This window comes from Methanolobus sp. ZRKC2 (genome assembly GCF_045291185.1).
In the GTDB taxonomy this organism is placed as follows: domain Archaea; phylum Halobacteriota; class Methanosarcinia; order Methanosarcinales; family Methanosarcinaceae; genus Methanolobus.
On the sequence record NZ_CP146980.1, the window covers coordinates 1,677,622 to 1,699,716 of the forward strand.

At 44.1% G+C, this 22,095-nt stretch carries 21 protein-coding genes; 9 read left to right on the top strand and 12 right to left on the bottom strand.

Going from position 1 to position 22,095, the window contains the following annotated elements; all coding sequences use genetic code 11:
* Positions 1 to 51 precede the first annotated feature (51 nt).
* The 6 genes from V7O62_RS07895 (at position 52) to rpl12p (ending at position 3,443) form a co-directional block, all read left to right on the top strand.
* Positions 52 to 231, top strand: coding sequence for a protein translocase SEC61 complex subunit gamma (locus V7O62_RS07895; RefSeq protein ID WP_406655698.1), 180 nt, complete (start codon positions 52 to 54; stop codon positions 229 to 231).
* Between the two features lie 2 nt (positions 232 to 233).
* Positions 234 to 701: a transcription elongation factor Spt5 gene (locus tag V7O62_RS07900; RefSeq protein WP_406655699.1), complete on the top strand. Its 468-nt coding sequence runs from the start codon at positions 234 to 236 to the stop codon at positions 699 to 701.
* A gap of 40 nt (positions 702 to 741) precedes the next feature.
* A complete protein-coding gene (locus V7O62_RS07905) occupies positions 742 to 1,227 on the top strand; it encodes a 50S ribosomal protein L11 (protein ID WP_406655700.1) in 486 nt (161 codons plus the stop codon).
* 164 nt (positions 1,228 to 1,391) lie between these two features.
* The gene (locus V7O62_RS07910; protein ID WP_406655701.1) at positions 1,392 to 2,033 is read left to right on the top strand and encodes a 50S ribosomal protein L1; all 642 of its coding nucleotides are present in this window, start codon (positions 1,392 to 1,394) and stop codon (positions 2,031 to 2,033) included.
* A complete protein-coding gene (locus V7O62_RS07915) occupies positions 2,034 to 3,071 on the top strand; it encodes a 50S ribosomal protein L10 (RefSeq protein ID WP_406655702.1) in 1,038 nt (345 codons plus the stop codon). It begins immediately after the preceding gene.
* Between the two features lie 57 nt (positions 3,072 to 3,128).
* Complete coding sequence (rpl12p, locus tag V7O62_RS07920) at positions 3,129 to 3,443, top strand: 50S ribosomal protein P1 (protein ID WP_406655703.1); 315 nt, start codon at positions 3,129 to 3,131, stop codon at positions 3,441 to 3,443.
* Between the two features lie 157 nt (positions 3,444 to 3,600).
* Here the strand turns inward: rpl12p and V7O62_RS07925 are convergent, their stop codons facing one another.
* A complete protein-coding gene (locus V7O62_RS07925; protein ID WP_406655704.1) occupies positions 3,601 to 5,223 on the bottom strand; it encodes an ABC1 kinase family protein in 1,623 nt (540 codons plus the stop codon).
* Between the two features lie 245 nt (positions 5,224 to 5,468).
* Here V7O62_RS07925 and V7O62_RS07930 point away from each other — a divergent pair, with 245 nt between their 5' ends.
* A complete protein-coding gene (locus V7O62_RS07930; RefSeq protein WP_406655706.1) occupies positions 5,469 to 6,353 on the top strand; it encodes an energy-coupling factor ABC transporter ATP-binding protein in 885 nt (294 codons plus the stop codon).
* Entirely contained in the window at positions 6,334 to 7,140 is an 807-nt protein-coding gene (gene cbiQ, locus V7O62_RS07935) for a cobalt ECF transporter T component CbiQ (RefSeq protein ID WP_406655707.1), read from the top strand. The genes V7O62_RS07930 and cbiQ overlap by 20 nt, the downstream gene beginning before the upstream one ends.
* 56 nt (positions 7,141 to 7,196) lie before the next feature.
* On the opposite strand, the gene V7O62_RS07940 is transcribed toward cbiQ, so the two are convergent.
* Together V7O62_RS07940 and cbiM are read right to left on the bottom strand one after the other, a co-directional pair.
* Positions 7,197 to 7,505 carry a PDGLE domain-containing protein gene (locus V7O62_RS07940; RefSeq protein ID WP_406655708.1) on the bottom strand — a complete coding sequence of 103 codons (309 nt, stop codon included), beginning with the start codon at positions 7,503 to 7,505 and terminating at the stop codon, positions 7,197 to 7,199.
* On the bottom strand, positions 7,502 to 8,161 hold the full coding sequence (gene cbiM, locus V7O62_RS07945) for a cobalt transporter CbiM (RefSeq protein WP_406655709.1): 660 nt from the start codon (positions 8,159 to 8,161) through the stop codon (positions 7,502 to 7,504). Before cbiM ends, V7O62_RS07940 begins: the two co-directional genes overlap by 4 nt.
* A gap of 246 nt (positions 8,162 to 8,407) precedes the next feature.
* On the opposite strand from cbiM, the gene V7O62_RS07950 reads away from it, so the two are divergent.
* Entirely contained in the window at positions 8,408 to 9,382 is a 975-nt protein-coding gene (locus V7O62_RS07950) for a radical SAM protein (protein ID WP_406655710.1), read from the top strand.
* A 48-nt stretch (positions 9,383 to 9,430) separates the two neighbouring features.
* Here V7O62_RS07950 and V7O62_RS07955 read toward each other — a convergent pair whose 3' ends face one another.
* The 9 genes from V7O62_RS07955 to V7O62_RS07995 all read right to left on the bottom strand — a co-directional run bounded on the left by V7O62_RS07955 (position 9,431) and on the right by V7O62_RS07995 (position 22,006).
* Positions 9,431 to 11,425, bottom strand: a complete 1,995-nt coding sequence (locus V7O62_RS07955) for a methyl-accepting chemotaxis protein (protein ID WP_406655712.1) — start codon at positions 11,423 to 11,425, stop codon at positions 9,431 to 9,433.
* 108 nt (positions 11,426 to 11,533) lie between these two features.
* Positions 11,534 to 12,304 carry an S-adenosyl-l-methionine hydroxide adenosyltransferase family protein gene (locus V7O62_RS07960; protein WP_406655713.1) on the bottom strand — a complete coding sequence of 257 codons (771 nt, stop codon included), beginning with the start codon at positions 12,302 to 12,304 and terminating at the stop codon, positions 11,534 to 11,536.
* A 117-nt stretch (positions 12,305 to 12,421) separates the two neighbouring features.
* Positions 12,422 to 13,711, bottom strand: a complete 1,290-nt coding sequence (gene thiC, locus V7O62_RS07965) for a phosphomethylpyrimidine synthase ThiC (RefSeq protein ID WP_406655714.1) — start codon at positions 13,709 to 13,711, stop codon at positions 12,422 to 12,424.
* A 308-nt stretch (positions 13,712 to 14,019) separates the two neighbouring features.
* Entirely contained in the window at positions 14,020 to 14,937 is a 918-nt protein-coding gene (gene aglJ, locus V7O62_RS07970) for an S-layer glycoprotein N-glycosyltransferase AglJ (protein WP_406655715.1), read from the bottom strand.
* Between the two features lie 26 nt (positions 14,938 to 14,963).
* On the bottom strand, positions 14,964 to 15,515 hold the full coding sequence (locus tag V7O62_RS07975; RefSeq protein ID WP_406655716.1) for a TATA-box-binding protein: 552 nt from the start codon (positions 15,513 to 15,515) through the stop codon (positions 14,964 to 14,966).
* A gap of 133 nt (positions 15,516 to 15,648) precedes the next feature.
* The gene (gene scpB / locus V7O62_RS07980; RefSeq protein WP_406655717.1) at positions 15,649 to 16,752 is read right to left on the bottom strand and encodes an SMC-Scp complex subunit ScpB; all 1,104 of its coding nucleotides are present in this window, start codon (positions 16,750 to 16,752) and stop codon (positions 15,649 to 15,651) included.
* 17 nt (positions 16,753 to 16,769) lie between these two features.
* Positions 16,770 to 17,603, bottom strand: coding sequence for a segregation/condensation protein A (locus tag V7O62_RS07985; protein ID WP_406655718.1), 834 nt, complete (start codon positions 17,601 to 17,603; stop codon positions 16,770 to 16,772).
* Entirely contained in the window at positions 17,600 to 21,124 is a 3,525-nt protein-coding gene (gene smc / locus V7O62_RS07990; RefSeq protein WP_406655719.1) for a chromosome segregation protein SMC, read from the bottom strand. The genes V7O62_RS07985 and smc overlap by 4 nt, the downstream gene beginning before the upstream one ends.
* Positions 21,125 to 21,181: 57 nt before the next feature.
* Positions 21,182 to 22,006, bottom strand: coding sequence for a hypothetical protein (locus V7O62_RS07995; protein WP_406655720.1), 825 nt, complete (start codon positions 22,004 to 22,006; stop codon positions 21,182 to 21,184).
* Positions 22,007 to 22,095 lie beyond the last annotated feature (89 nt).

The window sequence follows — 22,095 nt, forward strand, 5'->3', positions numbered from 1 at the left end:
GTATGACCGGTTGTGATGTACTTGGCAGAAAATGCATTTGATCTAAACAAAATGAACAGTAATATGGGCCAGACTCTGAAGACATATCTCAGGGTTCTCAAACTGACAAAGAAACCTTCACGCGAGGAATTCCAGATGATTGCCAAGGTCGCAGGACTTGGAATTCTTGCAATCGGGTTTGTCGGATTCCTTATATATGTATTGCTGGTAGAGATACCACAATTGGTGTGAGTATGGTCGAAGAGTCTGCAATATTTGTTGTAAAAACCACTGCAAATCAGGAACGTTCTGTTGCAAATCTGATTACCTTAGTTGCACGGAAAGATCATCTGGACATCAGGGCAATAATTGCACCTGACGAACTAAAAGGGTACGTTCTTATTGAAGCCCCAGACCCCGGAGAGGTGGAACAGGCAATCCAGACAGTTCCACATGCAAGGGCAGTAGTGAAAGGAAAATCAAGCATCGAAGAAATATCCCATTTCCTTACACCAAAACCAACTGTTACAGGCATCACAGAGGGTGCAATAATCGAAGTAACATCCGGACCTTTCAAGGGAGAAAGGGCACGTGTAAAAAGAGTGGATGAAGGTCATGAAGAAATTACAGTGGAACTCTTTGATGCAGTCGTACCGATACCTATAACTATTCGTGGTGATACTGTAAGAGTCCTCAGGAAAGAGGAAGAGGAAAATTCCTGATACATTTTATCAATAATTAAAATCCAACGGTGATAGTCAAATGGCAGATGTTGTTGAAGCACTGGTGCCTGGAGGAAAGGCAAATCCCGGACCACCACTTGGTCCGGCTCTTGGCCCCCTCGGGATTAACGTCAAAGACGTGATCGATAAGATCAATGAGAAAACAAAAGATTTCAATGGGATGCAGGTCCCTGTCAAAGTAATAGTTGATTCGAACAAAAACTTCGAGATAGAAGTCGGTACTCCCCCTACCGCAGCACTGATCCTTCAGGAAGTTGGTATCCAGAAGGGGTCCGGCCTTGCCGGCACAGAAGTCGTAGGCGATCTAAAATTACCACAGGCTGCGAAGATAGCCCGTATGAAAAAGGACGACATTCTTGCCTATACATTGAAGGCAGCCGTAAAAGAAGTCCTTGGAGCATGCGTGCCAATGGGTGTAACTGCTGAAGGAATGGATGCAAGAGAATGCCAGAAAGAGATAGATGAAGGCAAATTTGACGAAGTGCTTGCAAATGAAGCTTGGTAATTCCAGGCGAGATTCAGCTTTAACCGATAAGTTTAAAACTATTGCTTAAATAAAGGAGAGCCCGTTAGACTATAGACTTTAGTCCGATGGACTCAAGCAAAAAAGCCGTAGTAGACCGAAATGGTCCTGCCTGAACATTATGTTCAAACTACGGGAGGTAAAGAATGGCAGAACAAAATATAATAGATGCAATTAACGAGTTATTTCAGGAATCTTCGGAGCGTAAATTCGCAGAAAGCGTAGACCTGGCAATTAACTTAAAGAATCTTGACATGAGTCAACCTAAAAATCGTGTCGATGAGGAAATTCTATTGCCACATGGCCTTGGAAAAGACCTCCGGATTGCTGTTTTTGCAAAAGGAGAAGTAAGCCTCCAGGCAAAGGAAGCAGGTGTCGAGTATGTCTTCGGAGAAGAAGACCTTTCTGAACTGGGTTCAGACAAAGCACGTGCCAGAAGCATTGCCAATGAATGCGACTTCTTCATTGCAGAGGTCCAGTACATGGCCCAGATAGGTAAGAACCTGGGTGCTATTTTGGGCCCGAGAGGTAAAATGCCAACGCCTCTGCCACCTGGCAAGAACGTTGCAGATCTTGTGAACAATGCAAGGAGCTCTATCAGGATAAGATCCAAAGATAAGCTCACTTTCCACGTAGCAGTCGGACGCAAGGACATGGAAGTCAACAAACTGGCAGATAATGTCGAGACTGTTTTGAATAGGGTCGAGCAATCTCTCGAAAAGGGAAAGCACAACATAAAATCGATCTATGTTACGACTACTATGGGTAAGTCCGTGAAGGTGATGTAAATGGAAGAAGTTCACCACACAGAGCATGTACCTCAATGGAAGAAAAAAGAAGTTGAGGACATAAAGGAGCTCATAAACAACTATCCCCTGCTCGGAGTAGTAGGTATCGGCGGAATTCCGGCAAAGCAGCTCCAGAAGATGAGAAGAGGTCTTCAGGGAACAGCTGTTTTAAAGGTGGCAAGGAACACTCTCATTAAAAGAGCATTTGACGAATCAGACGATGACATCAAAAAGATGGATGAATACATCGATGTCCAGACCGCTCTGGTGTTCACCGAGAACAATCCTTTCAAGCTTTATAAGACGTTAGAGCAGAGTAAAAGCCCATCCCCGATCAAAGGTGGAGCAATCGCACCCAATGATATTGTTGTCGAGGAAGGGCCAACAAGCTTCCCACCCGGACCAATACTGGGTGATCTGCAAAGCGTAGGAATACCTGCAGCGATCGACGGTGGAAAAGTAGTTGTCAGGGAGACAAAAGTCGTTGCAAAAGCAGGAGAAGTCGTTTCACAGAAACTTGCATCTATGCTCACAAGGCTTGAAATCTACCCTGTAGAAGTTGGTCTTGATCTCAGGGCAGTTATGGAAGCTGGATCTGTTTTCACACCAGATGTACTGGCAATCGATGAGAGCAAGTACTTCTCAGATATCGTTCTGGCAACTCAGCAGGCATTCAACCTGTCAGTCAACGCAACATATCCGACAAAGGACAATATCACTACGCTCATCTCAAAGGCTGCAGCAGAGTCTCGCAATCTTGGAATCAATGCAGCAGTGTTCGAGCCGGAAATTATGGGATCCCTGCTTGGAAAGGCACAGTCCCAGATGCTTTCAGTTGCATCAGCAGCATCTGCCAATGATGAAGAAGCTGTTGACGATGAACTGAAAGAGGCTCTTGGCGCAAGGGCTACAGCTGCTGCTGTGACAGCAGAAGTATCCGAAGCTGTTGAAGAAGAGGAAGCAGCTGAAGAGAAGGAAGAAGAAAAAGAGGAGTCAGAAGAGGACGGAATGGCCGGCCTTGGAGCACTCTTCGGATAAGAATAAGTTTTAGACATTTACACATAAATTACATTGATAAACAAAAGGTGATTTCACATGGAATACATATATGCAGCACTTTTATTGCACAAAGCTGGTAAAGACATTACAGAAGAAGCAATTGTTGCCGTACTTCAGGCAGCAGGTATAGAAGTTAACGACGCACGTGCCAAGGCACTCGTTGCAGCTCTTGAAGATGTAGACATCGAAGAGGCAATGGCAACCGCAGCAGTTGCAGCACCAGCAGCAGCAGGCGCACCTGCAGCAGCAGCAGAAGCAGCACCTGCCGAGGAAGAGGCAGCTGCAGAAGAAGAAGCTGAGGAAGAAGCAGAAGAGGACGGAATGGCCGGCCTCGGAGCACTCTTCGGATAAGAATAAATTACTTTGCTCGCCTTGTGGCGGGCAACATCTTCTTTTTTTACTTAACTAATCAGACATCCTGAGTATCCAGCCGTAGGCATGATTTGCTTAATTGTTAAAATATCAAGCCAGGATATAGAGATGAATAATCGACTAAATACTCCTTCATTCAATAATGTTTGAAGAACATCATTCCAAAAAGAATAATGGCACTGCTGAATCCGACAACGCCCAGTATTGGTAGATATCCTCCACCATTTACAGCCATGTATGCCGAAGAAAGTAGGATTGTCAACAGGAAGATATATTTCAGAACAGTGTCAGCAGTACGATAGCGTTTGATCTCCCGGCTCTTCTGCTCAAACCTCTCGATCCTGTAACCTCTTATCGTCTCGATTACATCGTTCACACCCTGAGGCAGGTTTCTAACAATTTCAAGGTATCGATCTCCTTCGAGCTGGAGATACTCTGCAGCCTCGAAGGGAGAATAACGCTTGAGAAATACCTGGGTGATAATATTCTTCGCATTTTCCAGCAGGTTGAACTTCGGATCAAGTTCAAAGCAGTTGGCTTCGATGAGTATTAATGCTCTCTCCAGGGTCGAGAACTCACTGGGAAGTGAGAGGTTGTACTTCAAACCAAGCGTCGCATAGTTATCACTTTGCCTCTCTCCTACGGAATAATTCTGCTTCGAAATGATATCATCAAGATCTATCTTGAAGCGACGCACATCGATATCTTCCTTGTAGGTTCCAGATATCTTCAGGAATGCCTCAAAAACTATGTCCACTTTTTTCTTATAGATGCCATAAAATAGGTTAAGCATATTGCGACGTAGTTCATCATCAAGAGTTCCTACAGCCCCAAAATCAATGTAGGCAATGCCGTCTTCCCGAATGAGGATGTTAGAACTGTGAGGATCGGCATGATAGAAGCCATCAAGATAGACCTGCTTCAGGTAGCTCTGGCTGATAATCTTTGCATACCACTTACTTTTTTCAGCAGACGTTTGTGGAAGTTTCCTGACAGGAATGCCTTCCATGTAATCCATGACCAGCACACCTTCATTGGAATATTCATCATAGACAGCAGGGACATGCACGTCCTTAATATCCTCAAAATTATCTCTGAAACGCTTAATGTTCCTGGCTTCATTCCTGAGATCAATTTCCCTGTTCAGGAGGTCTCTGAACTCAAAAAGGAAAGCATCAATATCAAAATTACTACCCAGACCCAGAACCCTCACAATGAGAGGCTTCATATCATCGAGTATATCAAGATCCAGATTTATTGTATCAACAAGATCAGGCCGTGTGATCTTCACTGCAACCTTCCTGCCATTCAGTACTGCCTCATATACCTGTGCAATAGAAGCAGAGGCTATCGGAGTAGTGTTGAAATGATCAAAAACATCCAGTACATTGAAATCACTTTCTTCCTGACTCGAGCCATTTACCCTGCATTGAAAAGCATCAAAAGCCACTTTCATAGATTCAAAATCAACAGACCTGACGTTGTCCTGGAGATTAGACAGTTCTTCCACATATACCGGAGAGACGATATCAGGTCTTTTGCTCAAAATTTGCCCCAACTTGATAAATGTCGGGCCAAGTTCTTCCAGAGCCATCCTTAAATTTTTGGCTTTTTTCCTATTCTTGACATCCAGCACACAGAGGTTGCGCTTATTGGAAACATAATAATTATTGACTTCTGAGTATACGAGACTGAAAAGATTGTATTTCAAAAAAACACGAAAAATAATAAGGTACCTGCGGAGTTTTTTGAACATCATTTTATTATTTGTCCTGTTACTAGATATATTTTAGCGCCTTAGTACTCTTTTCGTATCTCGTATCGAACATATTCTACATTATGATTAGACAGGCAGAACAAATCAACAAAATAAAAGTGATGTGATAAAATACAAAAATGGTAACACTAAACAACTATTTATAATAGCATCCTTATGTAAAACCAAACGTGCCATCCGGCAAACTTAATCTCATATTTCCTTGAGAGGCACAGCGACCGATCAACATGACACCAGATACACCTGTAATAGAACTAAAAAGCGCCTCATATTTTTATGCAAGCAGCAAAACAAGAGCTCTTGACAATGTCAGCCTCAAAATTTATCCCGGAGAGAAAATAGCACTCCTAGGAGCAAATGGTGCTGGAAAATCAACACTATTCAAACACCTGAACGGCATAATCAAACCAAGCTCAGGACAGGTTTTTGTTAATGGACAGGAGATCTCCAGAAAAAACATAAGAGATGTTAGGCAGACAGTGGGAATTGTTTTCCAGAATCCCGATGACCAGATACTGGCTCCCACAGTTGAACAGGATGTCGCCTTCGGACCAATGAATATGGGTCTGTCGGAAAATGTAGTTGAAAGCAGGGTTGCTGAAGCTCTTGAACTTGTACATATGTCCGGTTTTGAGGAACGTTCACCTCATCACCTTAGCGGGGGGCAGAAAAAACTCGTTGCCATCGCCGGTATACTTGCCATGCGACCTCAGGTAGTCGTACTTGACGAACCCACTGCCGGACTGGACCCTCTGACAGCCAATCAGGTAATCAGTGTAATAGAGAAAATGAACAGGGAACTTGGGATTACTGTAATACTTTCCACGCATGATGTAGACATTGTGCCACTTTTCGCTGACAGAGTCTATGTTATACATCACGGAAAGATCGAAGCAGAGGGGACTGCCAGGGAAATATTCAAAAAACATGATATTCTGGAAAATGCACATCTCAGGATGCCACGAATTGCAGAACTTTTCGAGCTTTTACTTGAAAGCGGAATTGACGTGGATATAAAGATAACACCATCTGATGCAAGGGATGAGATACTGCGCCTTCTTGCAATGCAGGCGGGAAAGCAAAGGCAGGAAAATGCAAATAACGCTTACTGACATCGAAAGAGAATCCTATAAGAACAGTCCTGTCCACAGGCTTGACGGCAGGATCAAGATACTTGCAACGATAGCGATAATAGTCTTTGCTGTAAGCCTTCCGCGTATAGATGATAGCAATTTTATTCGCCTTGCACTAATCGAATTATATCTTATCTCCCTGATACTGCTGGCAAGACTAAACCTGTTCTACGTACTGGTCAGGTTCCTTGCAGTGCTGCCTTTCGGATTGGCCATGATCCTGATACAACCGTTTGTAAGGCAACCCTTCATTGATACATTCACAGTATATGCAGAACTTCCATTTGGTATTTCAATGACCTATGAGGGCATATACTTCGGCCTGACTCTGCTGGCAAAGTACACCGTCTGCGTGACTTCCATCGTACTTCTTTCATCCACAATGAAGATGAATGACATGGTCGTATCCGCCAGACGTCTTGGAATTCCCAGGGAATTCACACTTCTGCTGACAATGATGGTCAGGTACCTATTTGTATTCTGGATAATGCTCAAACGCATCAGAACAGCCCAAAAGACCCGCCTTTTTGACATCTGGAACAAAAATGCACCACGCAGGTGGATACTTGAGCAGGTAGGATATACCATTAGCTCGTTGTTCATCCGTTCTTATGAACAAGGAGAGCGAACATACACCAGTATGTTATGCAGAGGCTACGGGAACGATAGCGCCGAGATATACATGCATAAGAGCAAATTAACATTCAGAGATGGTGTTTTTTTCTTAACCACGGCTGCAATTCTGCTATTTACCGTCACCGTATAGAAAAATTGAAAAAAAAGAAAAGGACTCTGCGATCCTTATCGCTGGAAATCAAATAATTATTTCTTTACTAATTTACCCAGTGCAAAACCAATAAGCAGTACTATCAGAGTGCCAGCGACAATAGCCCCGACCTCACCCATCTTGCCCTGACCTTCAATAGCATAGTCAGGCATTGGAGATTCAAATACAGGAGCCATCTCTTCAATGGCAGTCATTTTTGCTTCATCGATCACACCCATTGCTGCACTTTCAAGACCATCCGGATCAGAAGATGCAAGGAAAGGAGCAAGAACAGATATCAGCAATGCAATGGCTATTCCTGCGTAAAGGAACTTCATGTTGTTTCCTGACATAGTCTCACTCATAGTGGCACACCTCTTGAATCTGTACTCAGAAAGGAATTTTCAAGGAGGTCGGGCCTTGATTTCTGTATTGCCGTTATAACTATAGCAGTGATAAGACCTTCGCCTACGAACCCTATAACAAGGTGATACAGACCCATTGTAGCAAGGCCGGCAGCAAGCGGGAAAGTCCCTGCTACGTACATCTCAACAGCAGTTGCAAGAGCAGATACGAACAGGCCAAGCCATGCACCAATGAAGGCTGAAACCGGTATGCTGAGTTTGCTCTTCCTGAGAATGACAAATGTGTAGTATCCTGCGAATCCTGAGATAACGCCCATATTCAGGATATTTGCACCCATTACAGTGATTCCACCGTCAGCAAAAACAAAACCCTGAACAAGCAGGACAAGGGTGAGCACAAGAACACCTGCCATAGGGCTACCAAAGATAATAGCTACAAGGACTGCTCCGACCATATGGCCACTGGTACCCATACCAATAGGAATGTTCAATGCCTGTATTGCAAATATTCCGGCGGCGAGGGCTGCCAGAATCGGTACTTTTGTATCGTCAAGTTCTTTTCGTGCCCATTTAACGGACATAAATATAAAGGGAAGGGCGATGACCCAATAAATTATTGCCTGACTTAGAGGCATAAATGAATCTGGTATATGCATTCTAGTTCCTCTTTTTCATGGATGGAACATAAATCAATATGAAAAATGCTCTCATTTGTAATACTAATGCATACAGAAATATTGTTATATATACTTTTGGGAGTATCAGAGTATTTATTCGTATTACGGAATTATTAGGATTATTATTTATTTATATCAACCAATAACGAGGACAAAAACAAATTATGTTACAAGTGTTTACCGGGCAAGCACTTAAAAACCCGGAAGAACCATTAGGGAAACAAGATGAACACATTCTCACCTGTAATTGCCGCAAAGGCCCTCTGGCAGATGCGGGTAAAAAGAAGACCTTTTGTTCTCTCACACGCAATCAATTCCAGATGCAACATGAAATGCAGTTTCTGCGAATACTGGAAAGAAAGCGGGTCACAAATGGAACTCGAAGACGTATTCAGACTACTTGAAGAAGCAAGAGCCTTTGGAATACTTGCTTACAATGCATGGACTGTTGAGCCACTACTCAGAGAAGATCTCCCTGAAATACTTGCACATGCTAAAGACCTGGGAATGATAACCTCACTAATAACCAACGGACTACTACTGGAAAAGAGGGTAGATGAGCTTCAGAACCTTGACTATCTTTCAGTCTCAGTGGACGGCATATCAAGTTACAGGGAGATAAGAGGCATGGAATTTGACAGGATTCTCCCGGGCATTGTCAAGGCAAAGGAGAGCATGAAAAATTCCCTGCTCCTGAACTGTGTCATCAGCGGGAAAAATCTCGACGACATAGAAGAACTAATCCAACTCACAAGAGAACTGGATGTAAAAATATCCTTTGAACCACTTTACGAATTCGGAGGGATCGGGAATGACACATGGGAAAAGCTTGGCATAAGGGACATGCAAAAGTATCGCACGGTAGTTGACAGAATCATCGAAATGAAAAAAGAGGGTTATCCAATCATTAATTCCTACACATACCTGAAAATGGTAAGGGATCTGAAGACTGAATTTACCTGTCATGCCAATGACATCATACTGGACGTTGCTTCAGACGGAAGTATCGAGAACTGCCGGGTTCACAGGGAACCTATCGGGCATGTGAGGGATGGTATTGCAAATGTCTGGGAAGCCAGCAGGAAAAAAAGGAAAAATGTGTCAGAAAACTGCTCTAAATGCCTTTTCTTCGGCTATGTTGAAAACAGTCTCATGTATAATTTTGATCTGGAAGTAATGAGGCATTACGATTGGATGTAAAAATAAGAATAAAGGACAGAGCCCAAAAAACCCTGTCCGAATCGATTCTTATTCCAGTTTAAACTGCGATATACTTTCACGCAAATGTTCTGCCATAAGGGCCAGATCATCTGCAGCTTTGGAGAGGTCTGACATCATAGATGACTTTTCCTCAATGGTAAGAGATATCTTCTGAGTCCCGGATGCAGAATCCGCAGATATGGAAGATACATCTTCAAGGGAAGCAGTTACTTCCTGGATTGAAGCAGATTGTTCCTCTGTTGCTGCAGCAATTTCCTGCGCCATCCTGGCAATCTCCTCTCCATTCTTCATCGCATTTTTCACCGCTCCGACAGCTTCATTGATGGCTTTGGAACCTCTTTCTACCTTAGTAGTTTCCTGCCTTATCGAATTCACGGCATTTTCTGTTTCTGCCTGGACATCTTTAATGAGAGAGGCTATTTCCTCGGCCGCAGAACCTGACTCTTCAGCAAGCTTGCGCACTTCGTCTGCGACTACTGCAAAGCCACGTCCATGCTCGCCGGCTCTTGCAGCCTCGATGGCAGCATTCAAGGCAAGCAGATTAGTCTGGTCTGCAATGCTGGTTATCAAAGTGACTATCTCACCTATCTTGGCAGACTTTTCATCCAGCCGTCCTATTACCTTTACAGACTCAGAAGAAGAATCCTTTATACCATTCATCTGCAGTAGCAGTGCTTCCGACTGGGTCCCGATATCATGCATCAGTTCATTAGCATTGACCGAAGTAGCCGAAGCATTTCCGGCATTATTGGCAATTTCCTGCACTGCCATAGTCATATCGTTCATTGCGCCTGTAATCTCATAAACCTTCTGAGACTGGTTATTTGCTCCGGCAGATATTTTGGAAACATCGTCTTTTACGGCTCCAAAAGAAATTGTCAGCTTTTCAGTGAAATCCTGGAAATGTTCGGATGTAGAGTTAACAGATAGTGATTTATCCTGGACCTCCTGCACTATCTCTCTGATGCCGGTAACCATCTTATTGATAGATGCACCAAGTCTTCCTATTTCATCATCCGATTCCTTTACCCGTACTGTCATATCCCCTTCGGCAATATGTTCAGTTGCTTCCACAATATTATTTAGAGGCTTTGTCAGTGAATTAGCAATGAAAAGACCAAGCAATAAGGATAGTATAAGTCCGATCACCGAAATGACAAGAGTATTATCGGAAGTCTTTTCGGAAAGAAGAGCTACACCGTCAAGGGAAATCAGCGATTTTATATAGCCTTTCGTTGTGCCTGTATAATCATTGAAAGGTATCAGCACAACAAGGTATTTGCCATCATCAGAAGTAAATGACACAGCATCCCCCTGTTTCAGTACACTCAAATGTTCCTCTACTACATGAAAATCATCGTTCTCCATAGTTGTTGCCAAAAGTCCGCCATCACTTGATTCCCATGAAACACTTTCATCATCCGGGAAATTGTAGATTGAATACTCACCTGCAAAGTCATCCTGTAGCTGGGAAAGGAAATACTCATCAAAGCCCAGACCATATTCCACTGAACCTATGTGTTCTCCATTATATGCCAAAGGAGAGACTACCCTGAAGCCGTATCCGCCTTTCCCTTCCTCCAGACCGCTGACAGTCTTCATTCCGGAATTTGCTTCATTGACAGTGTGCCTGAATGTTGAAAGATCGTCCCCATATTTCTCAGGCTTGTGTAATCGCAGGAAAGATGTGGAATCCGGCAAATGGAATTGAAACTGCTCCACTCCTTTTGCTGAAAGACCTTCATAAATCGGCAGCAGAAGTGTAGTGAGACCTTGTCGGTCCTTCTCAGCAAAAAGCCGCACAACCTCCTGGTTCTGGGTTACAGGCATCAGGGATGTCTCAACGGTTTCAAGTTGCATCTGCATTCTCGTGTTAACACTTTTCTCCACCTGTAAAGCAACTTCCTGCTTTTGGTACTCTATAAGAAGCTCCTGATTGTTGGAACTCTGGATCGCAAAAAGAGCTATCAATAATATAGATAACACGATAAAGGAAAGGATCATCTTGCTTTTTAGATTCAAACAGTACACCTTTATTATATGGATTGATAATTATATTAATTAAACATATAATAGATGTACGTCATATTAAATTTATCGTCAACAAATAGCATAAAAACTACGCCGTTATTAAGAAAAATTTATCTCCACCAAATCTCCGCAATCAACATCAAGTTCTTCTCCGGCAGATCCCCTGTTTATGGCAATCTCAAAAAAGCCATGACTTCCGATTAATGCTACAAACTCCCCTTCCCCCGCAAGAGCATAAGTCTGTACAAATGACATGTTTCTGTCAAAAACATGTACCTTTTGATCAAAATGTGCCACGTCCAGTACAGTCTTCGCAGGAATATTGGTTATGACATTACCAAAATCATCTATATAGATGACCTCTCCTGAAATCGAGTTATTTTTGACTTGCACTTTTCCAAAATCCAGGTTCACATAATCCCCGGTCTTCTTACCTACATCTTCAGGATTCATGCCTCCTGAAAGATAGGCACCGATGCGGGCGAATATGTCCCTTCCATGAAAAGTAGCGGATATTTTTCCAAGCAACTCTCTATTTGTAATCCTGTAAACCTGCATGTCCCCAAGCTTCAGTGCCGCCGGGATCATCAAGCCGTTGTCCGGACCTACAAAGAACTGACCGCCGGAGGATATGACTATAGAATTTCTCTGTGTCCCCACACCCGGATCAACTACTGCAACATGGACCGTCCCCTTCGAAAAATAATCAACTACCGAATACAGTGCAAATGCTCCGGCACGTATGTCTGCATGTCGGATAGAATGAGTAATATCCACTATTTTTGTTTCCGGCTCAATTCCCAGAATAACTGCCTTGAGAGACGCAGGATAGAGTGATCCGAAATCAGTTGTAAGGGTCACAATTGCCATGAAGAATGATTTGAATTTCCTTCTAAAAGAAGTATTTGCTAAGAGAAATCAATCAACTATCCATAATGAAAAAAAGTGGAGGGAAAAAGAAAATGAGAGAAAGTAATGCCGGAAGCATTACTTACAAAGATCGTAGTTCTGGTTTACGATTTTGAGTGCGCAGAAGTCACCGCACATGGTACATGCGTCTTCGTCGCCTGGTGCCCTGCTGTCCCTGATGCTCCTTGCAAGCTCCGGGTCAAGTGCATACTTGTACATCTCTTCCCAGCTAAGTTTTGCACGTGCCCTGCCCATTGCAAGGTCAACTTCACGGGCTGTTTCCGGGTACTTGACCATGTCACCAACGTGAGCAGCAATCTTTGAGGTCTTGACACCCTCAACTACATCTTCAAGGTTTGGAAGTGCAAGGTGTTCTGCTGGTGTTACATAGCAGAGGAAGTCACAGCCTGCTGCTGCTGAAGCTGATGCACCGATAGCTGTTACGATGTGGTCGCGGCCTGCACCGATGTCTGATACGAGTGGACCAAGCATGTAGAATGGTTTTCCGCCACTCATTGCCTTCATAAGCTTGACGTTCATCTCTACCTGATCAAGTGGTACGTGACCTGGTCCTTCTACGATAACCTGAAGGTCGTATTTGTCGTGTGCTTTCTGTGCACATTCTGAGTTGATGATGAGCTCCTGAACCTGTGCCCTGTCTGTTGCGTCGTGAACTGCACCTGCTCGCATTCCGTTACCAGTTGAAAGAGTAACTTCGTGCTCCTTGAGAATCTCACAGAGGTAGTCGAAGTCTGCGTAAAGTGGGTTTTCCTTCTCGTTGTGCAGCATCCATGTGCTCATGAATGCACCGCCACGGGAACAGAGACCACCGTATCTGCCGTGTGCCTTCAATCTGTCAAGGACAATTTGGTTGATGCCTGTGTGGATAGCCATGAAATTCGTACCGAGCTTTGCCTGCTCCTCGGTTGCATACCAGAGGTCATCCTCGGTCATGTGGACAATGGAACCATCCCTCTTTGCTGCTGTAATGAATGCCTGATAGAGTGGTACTGAACCTACTGGCAGGGAGATTGCGTCACAGACAGCTTTCCTGATTCCAAGGAAGTCTCCACCTGTTCCGAGCTCCATAAGTGTGTCTGCACCAGCAGCTTCAGCAGCCTTTGCTTTCTTTACTTCCATGTCAAGATCAACGATGTCTGATGATGCACCAATGGATGCATTGACCTTTGTCTTGAGTCCTTCACCCATACCACAGATTTTGATATCCCTGTATGGGGTCATGGGGATTACAATTCTGCCTGCGGCAATTCCACGTCTGATAAATTCAGGATCTTTGCCTTCTGCCTCGGCAACGATCTTCATCTCTTCTGTGATCTTACCATTTTTTGCATCTGTTACAATTGTCATTGTTTATACCTCAGTGTTCGATGTACCTTAGAAGAATCAAATTGTATAAAAGGCTTGTCAAAAATCAAACTTTAGATAAAGTCAAGTTTACTTTATTATTAAAAGATAATGAGATAGAAGTAGATCCGATTTAAATAGACATGCTTGAAAATATGCAACAGAAGACAGTAGCATAGAAATTGCACAGATAGACTTCAATTCTCCCATCACTTAAAACAAATAAAGTTGTCTTTAGAAGTAATCATGAAAACTTGTATTGATTTACGGATTAAGCAGGATATTGATAAAAAGAAAAGAAAGAAAAAATATCATTTTTTATCTTCGGAAATTTTCCGTAGCATGCGCAAATTTTCCCTATGAAGGGTAACTACAAGATCGCTCAACATTCCAAAAACAAACATCTGGAATCCTGCAATGATGAGAAGAGCAGTTAACACCGTGAGAGGGACACGGGTGATACCCTCAAACCATTGGGAAACTACAAAAATTCCCGTGATAAAACCTGCCAGAATAAAACAGCCGCCTATCAATCCAAAATAGAACATCGGGTTATGCAATTTTGCCATTTTGTAAATAGTGGAACCGATCCTCCAACCATCCTTAAGAGGATTCAGTTTAGTAGCACCCTTAGAGTGCCGTGCAAGATAGGTAGTCGGAACTTCTTCAATCCGCAGATCCTTTGCAACACTTTCAATAGTGATCTCGGACTCGATCTCGAATCCCAGTTTTTTTAATTCAAAGGATTTGAAAGCTTTTTTGTTAAAAGCCCTGTAACCGGTTAAAATATCCTCAAGCCACACCCCATAGGCCATTCCGAACATTTTATTGATTAGCTTATTCCCGATTAGATTGAGACGGGTAAATGCTCCATCTTCATAGTCAACCAGCCGGTTACCCATCACATGGTCGGCCTTACCCTCAAGAACAGGAGCAAGAACCACATGAGCGTCCTTTGCAAGGTTCGTGCCATCCCCGTCAACCATGACAATATAGTCATTGTCAATGATTTCAAAGGCTTCCTGAATAGCCTGGCCTTTGCCCTTACCGTGCTGAATAATAACCTTTGCACCTTCACTCTCCGCAATATCACGGGTCCTGTCGGTGCTGTGGCCATCCATAACAAGGATATTGTCGAAGCCCTCGGCACGGAAATCTTTTATAACCTGCCCGATTGTGGCTTCTTCATTTAACGCAGGTATCAGGACACAAACGTCTTCGTTTGGCAAAGAACTCACACTTGCCATTTTTAGATTCAGAGCAGGCCCATACTGTCGAGTTGCTGCCTTACGACCTCAACACCTTGCTCACAGTTCTCCGGTGATTTACCGCCTGTGACCACAAGTTTACCTGAACTGAAAATGAGTACTACGACCTTCGGGTCATCGATGCGGTAGACAAGTCCCGGGAACTGTTCGGGTTCATATTCAATATTCTCAAGACCAAGACCAATAGCAATAGCATTCAGATTGAGAACTGCCTGGAGATCAGCAGAAGCAACTATGTTCTGTACTGTGATCTCAGGGTTGTCTATGGTTTTTATACCTATATCGTTGAGCTTCTTTGCCATGTTGCCTATGACAGTATGAACGTCATCAACATTCTTTGCCCCTGTACATACCACTTTTCCAGATGTGAAAACCAAAAATGCAGCCTTTGGGTCAGAAACCCTGTATACAAGTCCGGGGAACTTTTGCTTGTTATATTCGGCACCCTCGAATTCTGCCTCGATCTTAGTAAGATCGAATTCTTCTGCAAGCTTAGTAGATGCTACTACATTTTCAATCTTTATGTTATAATCTGACATGGTATATCCTCGTATTTAAAGCGGAGTTATATTCAGCAATTGACTATATAAACTTATACCCTCTCGTTTATATATCTTTTTAAATAAATGCATGAATACGACAAACTTCAACTGAACAACAATCAAAAAAGAGTCAATCTTCAAATTTTTTCATGCCGGCAACCACGGCATCATACTTACTGCTGACCCTTTCGATAAGATTTCCTTCAAGACTCCTATGTGTGGGAACAAGTATATCGGCCCCTTCACTAACATCAAGTCCTTCACCAGACAGTCCGTAATCAGGAGCTATGACAAATCCATCTGCTGATACGCCAAGACGCAAGTCACTCACGATGCGCGCAACCATATCAGTTGCAGGCCTCACTTTTTTACTGAAAACAAGAGCTTTTGAAGCATACCTTTCCTTGAGATCTTCTATCAGTTCGACACTCTCCCGGACCTGCTCAGGGTCGGAAACGTTTTCCAGGGACCTGACAGCTTCAATAAGGTCATCAAAAGTTGTAGAACCTGCCTCAATGACCTCACCATCATAATGTTTGCTGACCTTCTCGGCATATCCCCTGGAGATCACAAGCTTATAGACATCTGCCAGCTCCTCCAGTTCCTCTTCTGTAGGCTCATAGGCATTGATTACCTTATAATCCTTGATGCCGCACATCCCCATCAGAGATTCATACATAGGAGTCACTCCAATAAACCTGCGCCCAAGCCACTTATTAAGACCACTCTGACCGCTCTGCACTTTTGATAGTTCAACTATCTTTTTCTTTACCAGCTCAGGATCATTGGACTCAAGCCCGAAATAGTCTGCGAATAGAGAAGTTGTATGAAGAAGTTTGGTCCTTCCGTGAGGAGTTGCCTCCACAAGACCCCTCTCCTTGAGTTCACGTATATGATCATAGGCCGAGTTACCCCTCATGTCAATCAACTCGGACTGGACAAGAGGTTGGTGATAGGCAATCATAGAAAGAGTACGAAGCATAGGAGCACTCAACTCCTTTGGAGCCAGTGGCCGTACAAGCTCGGCATATTCAGGTTTGACCTGCATCACATAGCGTCCGCCGAGATCCAGCATCTCAATTCCACTTTCACGACCTTCGTATTCACTGATCAGCTTCTCTATGATAGGAATTACCTGTTTTTTGGGTTTACCTACCAGTTTTGATAAGGTTGCGATGTCAAGTGCGGAGCCTGCAGCGAATAAAGCCGCCTCAATTGTTTCCCTGTCGTTCATGATCGATACAGCATTCCTCAGGCAGTGTCCCGCATATTATCAAACGGATACACATATAGTTCGCCGAACAATTCTTTTTGTGTCAGCCATACCTTTTTTTCAGTAGCAAGGAATAAAAGGGACACGTAAGTCATTATGTTCTCAGATCGGCTGTCACCCAGGAGATCGGAAAGTATCACGAACTCCTTTTCAGCAAGATCCCTGCTGAGACGTTCACCAAGTGTCTTGACACGCCCCAGTATGTCTTCCTCGTGAGCTATTCCGAGTACTTCATCCGTAGTTACCGCAGACCTTTCTTCAAGTTTGCGGCGGACCTTACGGTCTTTCCTCCGGGTCTCGACCTTTTCTGCTTTCTGAAGTTCCAGAATGAGTTCCTGCAGTGTTACCGGGCGGGTGGCACGGCGCCGAATAGGAAGTTTGGGAACCGGGTATTCTTCAACATCATAGAAGTCCAGTTCATCATCGAACATGTCGAAATCGCCTTCCTCTTCTTCCTCCTGCACAATTCCCGTGGATTTCATGCGCAGAAGGATTGATGCATACAGCAGAGTCCTGCCGGATATCCTGAGATCTGTCATCTGCATCTGCTCTATGCGCTCAAGGAACATATCAGTCACATTAACGATATCGATATCCCAGGGATTAATATCCCCGTTCTTCGCAAGGTTCATGAGAATCTCGACAGGCTCGCTAAGCACATCATCAGAAAACTCCAGCAGGGATTCATCTACACCAAGTCCCCGGAGAGTTTCCATGAATCCGGGATCAATAGTAACAGGAAGAGGGACTTCCGTTATAGAGACCGCTTCCAGGGGCTGACCAATATCTATATCTTCAATGATCTCGCTCAACGCAACTTCACTCCTGTGATACTTGTTATGTTATTTTCCTGCATGGCGACTCCTATAGTCCTTTCCGCAGCCTCAATCATCGGTTTCCTAAGAGAGACTACAATGAACTGAGCATTCCTGACAGCCGTTTTCACGCGCTGGGCAACCCTTCCTGCATTGGCACCGTCCAGGAACATATCGATTTCATCAAAGGCATAAAATGGAGCAGGTCGGTACTGCTGGATTGCGAAGACAAAGGAGAGAGCTGTAAGACTTTTCTCCCCTCCGGACATTGCCTCAAGGCGCTGGAGTGTCTTTTCCTTAGGTTGGGCTTTGAGTGTGAGGCCGCCTGCAAAGGGATCATCATAATTATCAAGCACAAGTTCCCCAATACCATCGGAAAGTTCGTTGAATATCTCCTTGAAAGGCTCGTTGATCCCGTCGAATGTTGCCATGAAAGTATCTTTTTTGAGCTCTTCATACTGCTTAATTCTTTCAAGAATCTGCTCTCTTTCGGAAGATAGAGTGTCACGCCGTGTTACAAGCTCATTCAGCCTCAAATCCACTTCGTCATACTCGTCAATGGCACGCATATTTACAGGTTCTAGTTTTTCCATTGCTCTTTCAATGGAAGCTATCCTTGTGCGCACGGTCTCATAATTCGGAACTTCTTCGCTTTCCTCAATACCCCGCCTGAGCAGTTCCTCACCAAGTTCTCCAACCTGCTCTTCAAGTGCAGCCTTTGTGGCATCCAATGCAAGCTTCTGGCGGTTACCTTCATCATGTTTTGACTTGATCTCATCAAACTGTTTCTTCACAGAAACATGTTCATCATGCAGCCTTGTACGCTCTTGCTGGAGCTCTTTCAGTTCTTCTGCAAGTTCATCCTCACGCTGCTTTTTCTCCTGGAGTGTCCCTTCCAGCTCCTCGATCTTCTCATTCAGTTGCTGGACACGTTCCTTATGAGTGGACTTCTTCTCATCCATGGTCTTAATGAGTTCACGGTTTTCTTCAATCTTAGAAGCTGCATAATCCCGATCAAGATTCAACGCATTAACATCCGATTCTATATCTCTCACCCTGCCGTCAAGACGCCTTATTTCCCCGTCAAGCTGCTCTGCCTGACGGTTGAGTTCAGGAACTTCAGAACCTGCAAGTTTTTCTTCAAGCTTGGAGATGTCCTCTTCCAGAGATTCCACAAGTTTGCTCTTTTCTTCCTTGCAGGAGACAACAGTTTCCATCTCATCTCTCAACTGTTTACGTGATCCCTCGATCTCAAGAAGTTCGGCATTCTTTGATTCAATGAGCTGAGAGAGACGTTCGCCGCGTCCTGCAATCTCCTCGATATGCATCTCCTTCTTGGAAATTTCCTTATCATGCTCATGGATTTCACGATTCACCTGTGAAATATGACCCTCGATCTGATCAAGTTTCTTTATGGCAGTGCTTCGCCTGGAATCATACTCGGTGATCTTTTCCGCAAGCTTAACGAGCTTATCTTTCTCGGAAGCTGCAAATGACAGACCACTTGAACGTTGTCTTGAACCTCCCACCATAGCACCGCTTTTCTCAATAACATCGCCATCAAGGGTTACCATTCTTAAGCCACCCATCAGGCGCCGGGCATTGGTCATGGTGTCAACAATCAGCGTATCCCTGAACACATACCAGAAAGCAGGCTCGAATTTCGGGTCAAAATCAATAAGGTCCAGAGCATAACCTATCACCCCTTCCCTGTCAGAGAGGTTCTTATACGGCCTGCGTTGATCCATCTTGTTCAGGGGCAGGAAAGTGGCTCTTCCACCCTGCCTGCGCTTAAGGAAATCAATCGCACGGGCACCATCCTCGTCATTCTCAACAACAACAGCCTGCATCCTTCCGCCTGCAGCTATCTCAAGAGCTGTGGAATACTTCTGGTCCACACTTCCAAGCTCGGCGATTGTGCCGTATATACCAGGCAATCCATGATGCTTTTTCTCATTCATGACCATTTCAACGGCCTTAGAATAGTTACTATGGTCCTCGGAAGCCCTTACACGCACTTCAATGCGTGCATAATCCTTTTCATAGGTGCGCAGTTCATCCTCAAGGTCCTTAATAACAGACTGAATCTGGGCACGGTTACGTTCAAGGTCATCAATGTCCTTTGTCAGGGCATCGATTTTCTCATTAAGTTTTTCAATATCATATTTTACGGAGAGAGTATCACTGTCAGAGGACTGAGCTTTGGATTTCGCATCCTCTATCTCACTTTCAATATCCCTAACCTCAGCAGACTTTCTCCTGAGAGCATCCAGTAGCCGATCCTCCTGGCGCATAAGTTCGTTTTTCTCATTTTTTGCAAGTTCAAGCTTGGATTTCAATCCGGAAACCTCATCCCTGGTCTCCGCAAATTCGGCATCCACATCAGCTATCTTGCTCTGCAGGATCATCCTCTCGGTCTTACGTTCCGACATCTCGGCAAGAATACCATCCTTGCGCATGGATTCTTCGGATATTTTTAAATCCAGCTCTTCAAGCTTACCTTTGATCTCATCGATCTCCACAAAGGTCTTCCTTCTTCTGGATTCGATATCCTCCATCTCATTATCTGCAAGCTCAATACTGTCATTGCAGCGGGATATTTCACCCCTGATCTCTTCAATATCCTTCTTTATCCGGATTTGCTCATCCTCTCCCATCTTATGAATGGTGGATGTCATCTCTTCCAGAGCCTTCTCAAGTTCCTCTACCTTTTCCTGACGCTCTTCAAGTGCAGCTCCAAGCTTATCAAGCATTTCTTCCTTTGACAGGATATCAGCTTCCACAGAACCAAGTTCGATCTTTGCATCCTTGAGCTTGGCAAGGAGCACAAAGCCTTCGAACTTCATCTTCTCTTCCTTGAGAGACTGATACTTAAGTGCCTGATCCCGTTCAGCTTTGAGCTTTTGGAGTTGCTGGCCGACTTCTTCAATGATTATATCGACTCTTTCGACCCTTTCACGCACGATCTCAAGCTCGTTTATTGCCCTGTCTTTTTTGTTGTCAAACTCCGCGACACCGGCAATCTCATCTATAATCTTACGCCTCTCCCCCGCCGTCATGTTGATTATACGGGTAACATCACCCTGCATCACAACATTATAACCTTCGGGAGTGACCCCTGCTTTTGCAAGATTGTTGTGTACATCCGTGAGGCTGACAGCCTTGCCATTGAAGTAGAAGTAGCTGTAATAACCGGAGTCTGTTTCGCGTATTTTTCTAGTGATGGAAACCTCATCACTTGCAACCGGCATTTTGCGGTCTGTATTATCGAATTTGATGGTGACCTGGGCAAAATCAGGTTTCTTGGAACTTTCACCGTTATAGATTAGGTCAGTGAGCTTTTCAGCCCTCATGGTCCTGGAGCTGGAAAGTCCCAGAACAAAAAGGACACCGTCTATGATATTGGACTTGCCACTACCATTAGGTCCGGAAATAGTGGTAAAACCTTCAAAGAACGGGATCTTTACCTTTTTACCGAAGGATTTGAAGTTAACGAACTCAATTTCCTTGATATGCACGTGATTCCCCTTTTAGTAAAGGTCTAATTCTAATTCTAACGAGATTACGGTAAAGAATTACTTCCTTCTGGTGATAGTAATCACCGCATCTTCATCTTCACGCGCCTCAACGGTCTCGTACTCGGATTCAGTTTGCCTGCGTGCACTTTGTTCTTCAGCAACAATATAGTCACAGGGTTCGCCCTGACCTTGGCTCATGTTGCGCATCTCCCTTTCATCATCAGTCTCAGCAACTATATACTCTGAGGGAGGTTCGGGTTCCTGAACCTTTGGAACAACAGCAGGACCCGCATCACGTACGTTGAAAGAGACATTTGCAGGACTTCCGGCAGGAGCACTACGTGGCGAACCTTCAGTTTCATCGGTTGATCTTATAGACACCTTGGAATTTACTCTGCTGGCTGGGACAGGCATTTCCGGCGGAGCATAAGGTTTGACCGGAGCAGTGATCACCGGCGTCATGGGAGGTAACTGATCTTCAGCCGGATCAGGCGTCTGTTTGGGAATCGCAGGTTCATTTTCAGGCCTGTATAGACGCGGTTCCGTTTTTTCCACAGTCTTTTCAGGAACAAGTTTTACCTCTTCCGGCTTAACTTCCTCTTTCATATGTTGAGAGACGGAAAGCTCCCCAAGGGAGCGGATCATTGATTTCTGGTCAAGAAGTTCATCCATTATTCCATTCAGGTTGCTCGTCATTGCCTGAACTTTCTGCTCAAGTTGGACAATGCGATTATTAATATCAAGGTCACTTTTCAGATCACTTCTTATTTCCCGGAGAATAGAATCGCGGAGAGTCGTTTTTATGTCCTCAATTTCCGCCTCTTTTTCCTTTAACTGGCGTTCGAGACGCTCAATTATAAAGTCCCTGTTTTCAGAATTCATTAAATACCTCGCAAATCCATTCAGTCCCTCATTAAGTGTTTCAAAAATCTTGTGTTAATATATGGGTAAAAGTATAATATAATTTATGG

Excerpts from the sequence above, each read along its gene's own strand:
- cbiM (WP_406655709.1), bottom strand. The coding sequence starts at position 8,161 with ATGCATATACCAGATTCATTTATGCCTCTAAGTCAGGCAATAATTTAT.
- V7O62_RS07930 (WP_406655706.1), top strand. The coding sequence starts at position 5,469 with ATGACACCAGATACACCTGTAATAGAACTAAAAAGCGCCTCATATTTT.
- V7O62_RS07975 (WP_406655716.1), bottom strand. The coding sequence starts at position 15,515 with ATGTCAGATTATAACATAAAGATTGAAAATGTAGTAGCATCTACTAAG.
- rpl12p (WP_406655703.1), top strand. The coding sequence starts at position 3,129 with ATGGAATACATATATGCAGCACTTTTATTGCACAAAGCTGGTAAAGAC.
- V7O62_RS07925 (WP_406655704.1), bottom strand. The coding sequence starts at position 5,223 with ATGATGTTCAAAAAACTCCGCAGGTACCTTATTATTTTTCGTGTTTTT.
- scpB (WP_406655717.1), bottom strand. The coding sequence starts at position 16,752 with ATGAACGACAGGGAAACAATTGAGGCGGCTTTATTCGCTGCAGGCTCC.
- V7O62_RS07915 (WP_406655702.1), top strand. The coding sequence starts at position 2,034 with ATGGAAGAAGTTCACCACACAGAGCATGTACCTCAATGGAAGAAAAAA.
- V7O62_RS07960 (WP_406655713.1), bottom strand. The coding sequence starts at position 12,304 with ATGGCAATTGTGACCCTTACAACTGATTTCGGATCACTCTATCCTGCG.
- cbiQ (WP_406655707.1), top strand. The coding sequence starts at position 6,334 with ATGCAAATAACGCTTACTGACATCGAAAGAGAATCCTATAAGAACAGT.
- V7O62_RS07905 (WP_406655700.1), top strand. The coding sequence starts at position 742 with ATGGCAGATGTTGTTGAAGCACTGGTGCCTGGAGGAAAGGCAAATCCC.
- V7O62_RS07995 (WP_406655720.1), bottom strand. The coding sequence starts at position 22,006 with ATGAATTCTGAAAACAGGGACTTTATAATTGAGCGTCTCGAACGCCAG.
- V7O62_RS07910 (WP_406655701.1), top strand. The coding sequence starts at position 1,392 with ATGGCAGAACAAAATATAATAGATGCAATTAACGAGTTATTTCAGGAA.
- V7O62_RS07950 (WP_406655710.1), top strand. The coding sequence starts at position 8,408 with ATGAACACATTCTCACCTGTAATTGCCGCAAAGGCCCTCTGGCAGATG.
- V7O62_RS07895 (WP_406655698.1), top strand. The coding sequence starts at position 52 with ATGAACAGTAATATGGGCCAGACTCTGAAGACATATCTCAGGGTTCTC.
- V7O62_RS07900 (WP_406655699.1), top strand. The coding sequence starts at position 234 with ATGGTCGAAGAGTCTGCAATATTTGTTGTAAAAACCACTGCAAATCAG.
- V7O62_RS07940 (WP_406655708.1), bottom strand. The coding sequence starts at position 7,505 with ATGAGTGAGACTATGTCAGGAAACAACATGAAGTTCCTTTACGCAGGA.
- thiC (WP_406655714.1), bottom strand. The coding sequence starts at position 13,711 with ATGACAATTGTAACAGATGCAAAAAATGGTAAGATCACAGAAGAGATG.